This is a genomic window from Mitsuokella sp. AF21-1AC (assembly GCF_003458855.1).
Taxonomy (GTDB): domain Bacteria; phylum Bacillota; class Negativicutes; order Selenomonadales; family Selenomonadaceae; genus Mitsuokella.
On record NZ_QRVW01000017.1, the window covers coordinates 1 to 12,438 of the forward strand.

Annotated in this window: 9 protein-coding genes; all 9 read right to left on the reverse strand. The window is 57.2% G+C overall.

The annotated features are described in order from the left end of the window. Positions 1-94 precede the first annotated feature (94 nt). Entirely contained in the window at positions 95-1,600 is a 1,506-nt protein-coding gene (locus DWX75_RS07305; protein ID WP_118015682.1) for an IMP dehydrogenase, read from the reverse strand. 112 nt (positions 1,601-1,712) lie between these two features. After that, the gene (nspC, locus tag DWX75_RS07310) at positions 1,713-2,837 is read right to left on the reverse strand and encodes a carboxynorspermidine decarboxylase (RefSeq protein ID WP_369974340.1); all 1,125 of its coding nucleotides are present in this window, start codon (positions 2,835-2,837) and stop codon (positions 1,713-1,715) included. Positions 2,838-2,851: 14 nt separating this feature from the next. Next, positions 2,852-4,054 (reverse strand): saccharopine dehydrogenase family protein, encoded by a 1,203-nt coding sequence (locus DWX75_RS07315; protein WP_118015684.1) that lies wholly within the window; start codon positions 4,052-4,054, stop codon positions 2,852-2,854. Between the two features lie 476 nt (positions 4,055-4,530). Further along, positions 4,531-4,818 (reverse strand): hypothetical protein, encoded by a 288-nt coding sequence (locus tag DWX75_RS07320; RefSeq protein WP_118015685.1) that lies wholly within the window; start codon positions 4,816-4,818, stop codon positions 4,531-4,533. A 1-nt stretch (position 4,819) separates the two neighbouring features. Further along, positions 4,820-5,077, reverse strand: coding sequence for a hypothetical protein (locus DWX75_RS07325; RefSeq protein WP_147671546.1), 258 nt, complete (start codon positions 5,075-5,077; stop codon positions 4,820-4,822). A gap of 38 nt (positions 5,078-5,115) precedes the next feature. Next, entirely contained in the window at positions 5,116-5,694 is a 579-nt protein-coding gene (locus tag DWX75_RS07330) for an N-acetylmuramoyl-L-alanine amidase (RefSeq protein WP_118015687.1), read from the reverse strand. Next, positions 5,691-5,855 (reverse strand): hypothetical protein, encoded by a 165-nt coding sequence (locus DWX75_RS12125; RefSeq protein WP_199497547.1) that lies wholly within the window; start codon positions 5,853-5,855, stop codon positions 5,691-5,693. The genes DWX75_RS07330 and DWX75_RS12125 overlap by 4 nt, the downstream gene beginning before the upstream one ends. Before the next feature lie 5 nt (positions 5,856-5,860). Further along, entirely contained in the window at positions 5,861-6,103 is a 243-nt protein-coding gene (locus DWX75_RS07335) for a hypothetical protein (RefSeq protein ID WP_118015739.1), read from the reverse strand. 73 nt (positions 6,104-6,176) lie between these two features. Continuing rightward, the gene (locus DWX75_RS07340; protein ID WP_118015688.1) at positions 6,177-12,434 is read right to left on the reverse strand and encodes an LPD38 domain-containing protein; all 6,258 of its coding nucleotides are present in this window, start codon (positions 12,432-12,434) and stop codon (positions 6,177-6,179) included. Between the last annotated feature and the right edge of the window lie 4 nt (positions 12,435-12,438).

Genomic DNA, 12,438 nt, shown 5'->3' on the forward strand with positions numbered 1-12,438 from the left:
AACTGGGGGTTTTGTCATGCCTAATCGGCGCACAAGAAAAAATACTGCTCAGAAAATCTGAACAGTATCTTATCATCATGGATATCTTTAAAGATTATTCGCGGCCGAACTTATCCTTGAGAATGACATCATGCGAGCCGCCCTCGACGATACTCGTCGCGGAAACCAGCGTGATCTTGGCCTTCTCGCGCAGCTCCGGCAGCGTCAGCGCACCGCAGTTGCACATCGTCGAACGGACCTTGGCGAGCGTCGTATGCACGTTGTCCTTGAGCGGGCCAGCATACGGCACATAGGAATCAACGCCTTCCTCGAAGGAGAGCTTGCGCGCGCCGCCGAGATCGTAGCGCTGCCAGTTGCGGGCACGGTTGGACCCCTCGCCCCAATACTCCTTGTAGTACGTGCCGTTGACCTTGACCTTGTCCGTCGGGCTTTCATCGAAGCGGGAGAAATAGCGGCCGAGCATCAGGAAATCTGCACCCATCGCCAGAGCCAGCGTCATGTGGTAATCGTGGACAATGCCGCCATCGGAGCAGACCGGGATGTAGACGCCCGTCTCCTCGTAGTAGCGGTCACGCTCTGCGCAGACATCGATGAGCGCCGTAGCCTGGCCGCGGCCGATGCCCTTCGTCTCGCGCGTGATGCAGATGGAGCCGCCACCGATACCGACCTTGATGAAGTCCGCACCAGCTTCTGCGAGGAAGCGGAAGCCCTCAGCGTCGACGACATTGCCGGCACCGACCTTGACATCCTCGCCGAAATTCTCGTGGATGTACTTGAGCGTGATGCGCTGCCACTCCGAGAAGCCCTCAGAGGAGTCAATGCAGAGGACATCAGCGCCGGCCTTTAAGAGGGCCGGTACGCGCTCTGCGTAGTCACGCGTATTGATGCCGGCGCCGACGATATAGCGCTTGTTGGCATCGATGAGCTCCAGGGCATTTTCCTTGTTGTCCGTGTAGTCCTTGCGGAAGACCATGTAGCGCAGGCGCTGGTTGTGGTCAACGAGCGGCAGCATGTTGAGCTTATGCTCCCAGATGAGGTCGTTGGCCTTCGTCAGCGTCGTCGTATCCGCATCGGCATAGACGAGCTTCTCGAACGGCGTCATGAAGGACTCAGCCGGCGTATCGAGGCTCATGCGCGAGACGCGGTAATCACGGCTCGTGACGATGCCGAGCAGTTTGCCCGTCGGCGTGCCGTCTTCCGTGACAGCCATCGTCGAATGGCTCGTCTTCTGCAAAAGGTCCAGAATCTCACCGAGCGTCGTCGTCGGCTTGATGTTGGAATCGCTGCTGACGAAACCGGACTTGTAATTCTTGACGCGGGCGACCATGGCAGCTTCTTCTTCAATGCTCTGCGAACCATAGATGAAGGATACGCCGCCTTCCTTTGCCAGCGCAATCGCCATCTTGTCGTTGGAGACAGCCTGCATGATAGCGGAAGTCATCGGGATGTTCATGGAGATCTTCGGCTCCTCACCCTTCTTGAACTTCACGAGTGGCGTCTTGAGCGACACATTGTTCGGGATGCATTTGTCCGATGAATAACCCGGAACGAGAAGATACTCCCCAAAAGTGTGTGATGGTTCTTTGAAATAGAATGCCAACGTAACCCCTTCTTTCTTGAATACTGCGAGGCCTTGCCTCAAATATATTGTTGCTAGTTTACTATAAAGGAGAACGACTGTCAATCGTTCCTTGAAAACTCGGTTTACAATGTTACAACCGTTTCTTGAAATCGTCGTAGCCGAAGCGGCGCACGACCTCCCACGCCCCGTTCTCATGCACGGCGATGATATCAGGAAGCGGCATGCCATTGAACGTATTGTTCTTGACCATCGTGTAGATGGCCATGTCGCCGAAGATGACGCGGCTGCCGATGGCCAGAGGCTCCCGGAAGGAATACGTGCCGATTGTATCGCCGGCCAGGCACGTCGGCCCGGCCAGGGTATACGTATGCGCAAACTCCCCCGGCTCACCGGCGCCCACGACAGGCGGCCGGTACGGCATCTCGATGACATCGGGCATATGGCAGGCCGCCGACGTATCGAGGATGGCGATGCCATTCTGCTCCTGGATGTCGAGCACGGAAGCGACGAGGAAACCGGCATTCAGGGCCACGGCCTCACCGGGCTCCACATAAATGGTCAGGCCGTACTTCTGCTGCATCCTGCGGATGCATTGCTTCAGGAGCGCGATGTCGTAGCCCGGCTTCGTGATGTGATGGCCGCCGCCGAAGTTGAGCCACTTCATCTGCGGCAGATACCTGCCAAACTTTTCCTCCACGGCCTCAAGCGTCACGGCGAGCGCCTCGGCTCCCTGCTCGCAGAGCGTATGGAAGTGCAGGCCATCGAGCCCCGAAAGCTGCGTTTCATCAAAGTCGCGCAGCCGTACGCCAAGGCGCGAGCCCTCCGCACAGGGATCGTAAATGGCATGATCCTGTGTCGAGCATTCCGGATTGATGCGCAGGCCGCACGAGACTCCTGCCCGCAGTGCCTGCGGACCGAACTTTCGCCACTGGGCAAAGGAATTGAACACGATGTGATCACAGATCTTCACGAGCTCCGGAAAATCCTCCTCCTTATAGGCAGGCGAAAACACGTGGTTCTCTTTTCCCATTTCCTCATGCCCGAGGCGAGCCTCAAAAAGGCCGCTGGCCGTCGTCCCCGAGAGATACCGGCCGATCAGCGGGTAGAAATGATACATCGAGAAGCATTTCTGCGCGAGCAGAACATGTGCGCCCGTATCCTGCTCAATCTCGTGCAGAATCTCAAGATTACGGCGCAGCAGCTCCTCCTCCACGACATACGAAGGAGTCGGCACCTCAAGCCACTCGCGCTTCATTACCGGGGCCGCCATCAATCGACGAGCTCCGGATCAAAGCTTTCCTTCCAGGGGAGGCCCCACTTATTGAGTGCCTCCATGAAGGGATCCGGATCGAACTCCTCGATGTTCTTGACGCCGGGGCCCTTCCAGGTGCCGTTCATGACGAGCATCGCACCGATCATGGCCGGCACGCCCGTCGTGTAGGAAACGGCCTGCGAACCGACTTCCCTGTAGCATTCCTGATGGTCACAGACATTGTAGAGGTAATACGTCTTGTCCCTGCCATCCTTCTTGCCGCGGAAGATGCAGCCGATATTCGTCTTGCCCTTCGTGCGCGGGCCGAGGCTGGCCGGATCCGGCAGGACGGCCTTGAGGAACTGCAGCGGGATAATCTTTTTCCCTTCGAACTCGATGGGTTCGATGGAGGTCATGCCGACATCCTCCAGGCATCTGAGATGGTTGAGATAACTCTCGCCGAACGTCATGAAAAAGCGGATGCGCTTGATGCCCGGGATGTTGAGGCCGAGGCTCTCGAGCTCCTCGTGATGCAGAAGGTACATGTCCTTCGGGCCGATCTCCGGGAAATTGTAGACGCGCTTGATCTCCATCGGCTTCGTCTCGACCCAGTGACCGTCCTCCCAGTAGCTGCCGTTAGCCGAAACCTCGCGGATGTTGATCTCCGGATTGAAGTTCGTCGCGAACGGATAGCCGTGGTCGCCGGCATTGCAGTCGAGGATATCGATGTAGTTGATTTCATCGAAATGATGCTTGAGCGCATAGGCGGCAAACACGCCCGTGACGCCCGGGTCAAAGCCCGAGCCCAAAAGCGCCGTGATGCCGGCCTGCTCGTAGCGCTCACGGTAAGCCCACTGCCACTTGTACTCGAACTTCGCCGTATCCTCCGGCTCATAGTTGGCTGTATCGACGTAATTCGTCTTCGTCTTCAAGCAGGCATCCATGATGTGGAGGTCCTGATACGGCAGGGCAAGGTTCAACACGACATCGGGCTGGAACGATTCAATGAGAGCCACGAGTGCATCGACGTCATCCGCGTCCACCTGAGCCGTCTGGATTTTCGTCTTCGTCGTACCTTCCAGCTTCTCCTTGAGGGCATCGCATTTCGACTTCGTACGCGAAGCAATCAGGATCTCCTCAAATGCATCCGAATTCTGGCAGCACTTGTGGATGGCCACACTTGCCACACCGCCGCAGCCAATGATTAAAGCTTTTCCCATTCTGTATCTACGCCTCCTGTATACCTGGGGTAAAAAATTTTACACAGTTTATTATATCATTTCCGCGCGGGCCCTAGCAATCAATCCCGCCCGTTTTTCTTCTGCCGCCGGTAATTCCGATAAGCATAGCAGGCGCCTCCCACGATGAATAAAATCGCGATGAGCGCCATGAGCTGTTCCAGGAACAACGTCACAAGAATCCCTCCCTTCTCCATGACCCCTGAATCTGGTCCGGACCCTCATTATATCATATCCCATAAAACAAAAGAGAGCCATCCCAGGCAAACAGCAATTGCTCACCTGAAATGGCTCGGAAAATCACTTAAACTCGACGAATTGTAAGCCACGCATCAGACTAGACCACGGCATACCCTGTAAGCTTTGTGCCGCAAGGGATTCTGTAGCACTGAGTCTATACTGTATCATACTGCATCGGGGACTTGTCTGCAAGAGATGCAGACAAAATGCAGACAAGGTCAGGCTGTCGCTGTCTGCGCTACGGTCTTGCTGAGCACGAGCTTGACGACGTAGACACAGCCCTGCATGACAAGCGGCAGGACGATACCATCGCGGATCTTGCACCAGCCGGATTCGGTTTTCGACTGTTCCTTGGTCGTTGCACAGAAGCTATCCACCGCATTCTCAATCACGGGCATGACCCCGCTCAGGATTGTATTCGTGACACGCTGCTTGACATCTTCGGTCACATCGTCTACATGCAGTGCATCGACTACATTATCTCTTACATCAGTCCATTTCGACATTTCAATCATCCTTTCCTTCATCTCGGAAACAACAAAAAGTATACCAGAGCGCCATCATGTGCCGCCCACATCTCGTCTGGTGCCCGTCCCAGCGCACGACTCGCGTCATGCCATACTTGTGTACGCGCAGGACTTCCCCGGCGTCGGGCGACTGCCCCATCCACTCATGGCGCTCATCGGTCAGCCAGCGGCCAAAGGCAGGCACGTCCTCGATCTTGATGAGGCCGCGCCATTCCTCGCGAGCCGCTGAGCGTTCCATTTTCTCGCGCTCTTTTCGCGGAGCCCATCTGACGCGACTCATGCGAGCGTCTGCTCGTAGTCTGTTACGCCACGGGCAATCGCACGGGCAAAGTCGTCCTGCCGGTTTGTCAGGAGCTCTTCGTCGCCAACGTTACTGATAAAGCCCAGCTCGACGAGCACGGCCGGCATCGCCGTATATCTGAGGACAAAAAGCTTTGGGTTTGCTTTTACGCCGCGGTCTACCGTGTTGAGCGCATCCACAATCTGGTCCTGGATGCACGTCGCGAGCTTCTCGCCCTCGCCACCGTCCAAGTCATAGGCGAAGGTCTCGGTACCACAGGCCTCTTCTGCCTCCGCGCTATTGCAATGGATGCTGACGAAAATGTCTGCATCCCATTCATTTGCGGTCTCTGTGACCGTGAGGCCCTGCCGATCCGCATATCTACTGCGGCCTTCGCCCGTCGGCGCGAGATTGTCGCTCTGCATCAGCTCGCACGTACAGCCAGCGGCCTCGAGATAATGCTTGACGAGCGCGCCGACGTGAGCCGCTACATCGCACTCGCGCAGGCCCGTTCTCGGGCTGACAGCGCCGCTGTCGTAGTCGAGGTCGTGGCCAGGATTGATAAATACCTTCATTTCAAATCATCCTTTCTATTCTCGATCGCTGTTCGCCCAAGGTAGCCGATGAGGCCACTCCCCAAAGTAGTCTGGAGCTCTGTACTGCCGCCGAAGAGGATGGCGGCGAGCAGGGCTATGATGAGGCCAGTGCCTACGATCATGTCTGTTGTCACATGCATACGCATCACCTCCCAAGCGCCCATGTCAGAACGCTCGCAAAGATGCCGACGAGCGTTGTGCTCATGCCGATTGTCCAGCAGACGTCCCGCTTAAACTCATCGATACGATGATGCGCGGACTTCGTTGAGTCGATTGCCGAGACGACGTCAGGCGTCAAGACGTCAATCTTCTCTTTGAGCTCCTGCACGGACGTGACAAGGGCATCCACCTGCGTCTCGATTTTGGTCAGTCGTTCTAAAAGATTCATATCCAATCTCCATGTTCCTTCCATCTGCATTTTCCCCGGCATCGGCGGAGGTCTACCGCTATGGTCCATGTGATTACTCCTTATACATCTTCAGCGCATCGCGGGCAACCTTGAGCTGCTGCTTGTTGATCTTATCGACGGCATCCTGGTCGCCCTTCTGTAGAGCCACCCGCTCCTTCTTGTTGAGGTCGCTCATCTGCTTCTGCGCATGATACATGAGCTTGTGATTGTACTCGGTCTTGGCCGTAGGATGCCCCTTCGTGTTCATCTCACCGTAGTAGCTGGACTCGGCCTTATCCATGTGATCATAAAAATCTTGGATGGACTGCGGTGCACTGTACGGGTCGACCGTCAATGACTTGAGTGGATTGAGGTTGCGTCCCTTGCGACCGGCCAGCGTGTCGATGAGATTGTTGCCTTGTGTCCAGGCACCGGCCGCGAGATTCTGGCCGAGGTTGTCGACCTTGCGCGGCGACAGGCCAAAATGCTCGCCGATGAACTTCGCCACTTCCGACGTCGTCGGGCCATACTGTTGCTCTTCCGGTAGCTTCGCCTCACGCTGTGGCACGATGGACCGCTCGCGGAAAAAGCTGTAGTTGGCCTGCCACTCATAGACCGCCTGGATGAGAGGCGGCAGGGATACCGGGTTGAATCCTTCAAGGAATCCCTTGGCCCATTCCTTCATGCCTTTGCCAGTCTTGTCCTTGCCCTTGACCATGTCGGCAATGCGCTCCGGCAGAGAGCCGAAGAGAAAGCCTGGGCCGAAGGGCTTCGGGTAGCGGACCCATCCCGTCTTGGACACCCACTTGGGGACCGGGACATTCCAGAACATGTTCTTCTCATAGGGCATCATCTCATCATACTCGGCGGCCGTCTGCTCATTCGACTGGATGATAGCGTAGAGTGCCAGACTCCCCATAATCATGGGCGCTGAGCGCTTCATCATGCGTGCCGGATTCTCCCGGATGCGTTCCATAAAAATGACGGGGTCCTGGATGACGGCGTTGAAGAATGGAATGTAGCGGTTCCACTTGCGCCCCATGCGGCCCGCGCGCCCGAAGTCGAGCGTCGACTCGCGCGCCTCCATCGTCGCCTCTGTGATTGTCGCGCCGTGCTTGCGTGCCCGGCCATAAAGGCCCATGCGCGTGCTCTGCTCGATGAATTCCGAGAGAGCCGGCAGAGATACCGCCGGATTGATGGCCTTGAAGATCTTGCTCCGCATGCCCTTCTTGGCATACGCCTTGGCGAGCTCCGGCACCATTGTCTTCGCGTCCTGCGTGATGGCCGACATCAGAGCGCCGGACGTCACGAATTCATGGTACATATCATCCTTGCGCAGGAGATGCAGCATACCCTTCGCCATATCAAGGAAAGGCTTGTAGCCATACTTTGAATTCAGATACGCCGTAAGCTGATCGCGCCCGAGGTTCTTCGCGAGGAAAGCAGGGTTGTAGACGACTGCGCCCGCGCGCATCACATTGGATGGCATCTTCAAAAGTAGATGCGTCAGATTATCCATACCGTCCGGCTTCAAGCTCTGCATCGCTTGATAGATTTCCGGCGTCGTGTCATACGTGACCTGCTTGCCATGCTGCCAGACGTTAAAAGACGAGTCCTTTGGCTTTGCGTTTCCGCTGACCTTCTCGATGACGCCGCCCGTGCCGTAGAGCTCTGAGTGCGCCACGAATTTCTGCGCTACCTTGTTGCGCTCGACCGCGATGAGCGACCGCGCGATATTCTGCGGGATGGTCTGCAGCGGGTCCTTCACGTCGCGCACCGAACCCTCTTCTGTCAGCTTCTTGATGTTGTTCGAGACATTGATAAAGCTGTCCGAGGCCCCGAAGCCTTGCGACGCTCCGGCATCATCCTCAAAGGTTCGAGCCAGGCTGACATAATGTTTGTGATCCGCCAACAGTTTCGCATAGAGCTTATCCGAGAGCATCCCCTCGTGGTGCATGATGGCCAAGATATTGCGGTTCAGGTCGTAGATATCCTGCGCCGCATCCTTGAGACCCTGTGGGGCGCTGTCGACGAATCGCTTGTACTCGTCATAGCTGCGCGGCATCTGGTAGTTCCTGTGCCCCTTGGCTTTCAGGTCATGCACTTCGATGAAGCGGCGGGCAATCAGATAAGCGCTGAGTGCTTCCTGATAATCCTTGAAATTGTTCTTTTTCAAGAAATCCTTGTTCGATTTTTCGAGCTTCTGGATTTTCTCCAGTACCATCGGGAATGTGACTTCTTTCTTGAGCACACCGCCGTAAATCTTGTTGAGAGCCTTCGTCACGGCCTCAGCATCTTCGCCCGTCAGGAGCTGCATGGCCGCGCTGGCGCCTCTATCCTTGGCGATGCGGGCATAGGTGTAGGCTGACTCTTCGGGCCTGAGCTTGCGCCCGATAATCTGCTCGACCATCTGCTCCGCTTTCTTGATGCCCCACTTATCATCGACCCAGTTGATCATAATATTGTCGAGGACCTTCTGGATCTTCTCGCGGATTGTAGGCGGCTTGTCGCTGTGGATGGTGCTGAGAATCTGCGCGCCGAGCGGTTGCTTGTAGTAGACATCCATCATCTCGCGCATCTCGCTGACGCGGGCGGCGAGGTCCTTGTCCTTGCCGACTTCCTTCTCCCAGAAGTCGTAGAACGTCGGGAAGTCCGCCTTTGCCTCCGTGCGGTCGTGCATGTATTCCTTGAGGAATTCCGCGATGCCCTCCGGCTGCAGCTCATCCAAACGATAGTGATTAAGAAAGCCATCCGGATACTTGCGGTCCAGCACATGCTTGAATTCTGCATCATACGTATGGCCGGCCTTGTCCGTGAGGCCGAGCAGCAGGTCAATCTTGTGGCCAATCTCATGCCACATCGTATCGAACTGACCATACTGCGCCGTGCGGGCCACATCCGCGCCACGGTCGTACTGGCCGTTGAGCCCTCTCCCCGTGCGGCCCGTACGGACCGTGCCGAAGAGCTCCCGCGCGCGCTCGAAGATTTCTTCGCGCGTGACACGGTTGCCCTTGAAATGGCCTTTCGGTTTCTTCGGGCCGAGTGTAGCTGTAGGCAGCCGGCCTTCACGGTCCGGTACCGGCGCAGGGCGCTCGCCGGGCTTAAGCTTGACCGGAGCATTGGACTCGCCCTGGACGAGCGGATTCTCGTTGACATTTGTCCGAGGCTGCGATACACTTGAAGTAAGGACCTCACGGTCGCCTGCGGTGCCGGCTCTCAGGTGTTCTGTGACGTGAGGCCCAGAGCTCGAAGGGGAATGTTGTCCGGGAACATTCGTTAACCCTTCGGGCTTTTCTAATGCCTCGAGTTCTAAGGTATAAATGCGGCGTCCGATTTTCTCATCGTGGTACTGCTTCACCGTGATTTTCGCGATGCTTCCATTGGCACGTCGAACCCGAAAACGCTGGACTGCCTTGATATCTCTTGCTTCATGAATATCGGGATGGCTTTCCGATAGGATTGCATCTTCAAATAGACGTCGGATTTCCGACACGGCTTGGATATGCTCTTCGCCAGAGAACCCATTGCGGATAGATTTCGCAATGGCTCTTGCGGAGAGCATTTTCTTTATCCCGGTTTTGCTGAGCCGCGCTACGATCCCCGTCGATTTATTGGTAAAATCATGATTCGCTATATCCCGAATCATGACCTTGCGCAGCTTGTTCGCCTGTTTATAGATGTGCCCCGGTGCCAGGTTGCGCTGCGCCTCATCGCCGCGGATAACACGAGCATCATCTTGCTGCTGAGTCAGCTCTTCCTCGCGTGTCCGACCTTTCTTTATCTGCTTCTCACCCTGCACCAGCGTGCCGGCATCCGTCTGATCCATAGCGCGGTCAAAGCTCTCCTCCGGATGTTCGCGCATGTAGTCGCGCAGGACGCGCATATGACTGAGCTCTCGGTCGAGCGTATCGAATTCCTCGACGTCATGCAGGCGGTCTTCGGCGAGGAAGGGAAGGTCGGCTTTCGTCGGCTTGCGGCCCAGCCGCTTATAGGCATCCTGATACCACTGCGGATTGTTGCTCTGCGCCCAGCGGCCGTTGATGTTGCCGCGGTCATCCGTCGTGTAGCCGATGTCTACCCCCTTGCCGCCCGGGTTCTCCTGCATCAGCCGGACCTCTTCGTCAATCATGCGTTGGCGCTCCTGCTCCAGCGATTCGATATAGTTGTCGAGGTCGAGCGCGTCCTGCGCCGTCTTGCCCTCGCCCCACTTGATTTTTGCCGGTGCATTGGCCTCCTGCAGGTCTTCGGTCTCAGCCTTCGCGCGGGCGGCCTCAGTTTCGTCTGTGCGCTCCTGCACGCCCTCGTCATCCGTATAGATGGGATTGCCCTCAACATCGCGGAGAGGCCCTTCTTCGTCCGGCTCAGCGGCAGAGCTGCTGGAGCTGTCGTCATCGAGCCAGGACGAATCCTCTGCGTCACTGCTGCGACCGCGGCGAAGATTGGAGAGCGGCGTGCCATCATCCGAGATGTGGAAGTTGTAGCCCGTCGTGTTCTCCGTCCAGTTCGAGCGGTCGAATTCGTCATAGGTCTTGAAGCCGAGCTCATGGCATTTCTCCGTGAACTTCGCACGAAAGTCTGGGTCTGTCAGGCGGTCGTTGACAATATCTGCAGCCTTGCCTGCCGCATGATTCGGGTCGCTGTGCGTGCCGTCACGCATCGACGAGATGTCGAGATGCTCGCCGCCCGTTTCCTCGGCATACCATTTGTCGAGCAGGCGCAGCTTTGCCTCTGTGCCTTCATCGAAGCCTTCGTGGTTGACGCCGGGTTCGAGCGTATACTCTGCCGTCTCAGGCACGACGTAGCCGCCGCCCTCACCGCCAGACGTTGGCTGATAGTCCGGCTGGCCCATGACATGCTCTAAGTACTGCGGGTCGCCACCGCCATTGTAGTCGCGAATAGCCGCGTTGTAGTCGCCGCCGTCCTGATCCAGCATCGTGCGCAGATACTTGGCACCGGCATAGATGGACTGGCGTGGGTCGCTTACATCGTCGTAACCCATCGCCCTCCCCGTGCTGTCGAGCACCTGCATGACGTTGGAATCGCGCTCACCGTGACGGCTCTCCTGCTGTGCCATCTTGTGCAGGATGACTGGGTCAAGATCATACTGCGCCGCCGCATCATCAATCCAGGCATCGATATCGCCGTGGCCCGTATCGATGTGGACCGTGCCGTCGTCACCGGTTTCATAGCCGCCCGACTCCGCAGCCGCATTGTCCGCTTCCTGGACAATATCCTCCGCCGACTCGACGGGTGGCGGCGTCGTATCGACATCCTCGTCCGCCTTCTCCCAGACATTCTGCACGCGGTTCTTCAGGCCAACCGCCCCGCGGCCCAAGGCACGCGCACCGTGATAGCCGCCTTCAGCCAACGTGGCCGGCATGAGCACGCGATCCCAGATATTGGCCGGATGTGACTTGATGTCCTCGGCGAGCTGCTCCGGATTACTGATATCCGTAATGAGTTGGTTAAGCGGCTGCACGACCATACCCTGCACGACCGCACCGAGGCCGCCCTCACCCTGACCGCCGTCCTCGCCTGTGCCGTGGCCGAGGTAGAGGTCTGCCGTGTCCGAGATCATCTTCGGTGCAAAGACTGCACCGGCAATGGCTCGGATTTGTGCCGGCACGAGCGGCGTCATGGCCACCATACCGGCCGGACGCGCGACGTCGCTGTAAACATCCCAGAGATTCTGCCCCGCCTTGTCATCGAGCTGTTGGAGCTGTTGCAGGCTTGTGGCCGTGAGCTCATCATAGACTGTACCTGCCAGCTTCGATGCATCCTGATAGAGGTCATTGCCCCAGTCATTGACATCTCGGCGCAGATTCGCCTGTAGCGTATCCTGCGGCTGATTGTTCAGATTATATGATGGGTCGCCGACATGCGCGAGGATATTCTCCTCCTCCGTCTGCAACGGGTCTGCTCCGCTGTTGTCGCCATTCTCCGCCTGCGCCGCTGACTCCGGCGTGATGCTGCCATTGTCGTCCGTCGCATTGTTGAGGATTTCGTGGTACGTCGTGTTGTTGTAGTGGTCCGCAATGGCGTCGCCGATATCCCCGACCGTCTGTGACTCGCCCTTTGCATAGTCCATCTGCATCTTGCTCTGGTCCTGCTGCACACCGCCGACAAGCGTCAGGATATCATGCAGGTCCTGCCCGAGGCCCGCCATGACGCTGGCCACTGCATCCGCCGTGCTGCCCGAATCGCCCGCATCATCCGAGTCGCTGAGGTCCATGTCGGCAGAATCCGGCACGTCCTTTGTCGCTTCCAAAAAGCCACGGACAGACGGGTCGCTGTCTGTTCCAAGAAAATTATTGACTGCTTCATCTGCCATGATT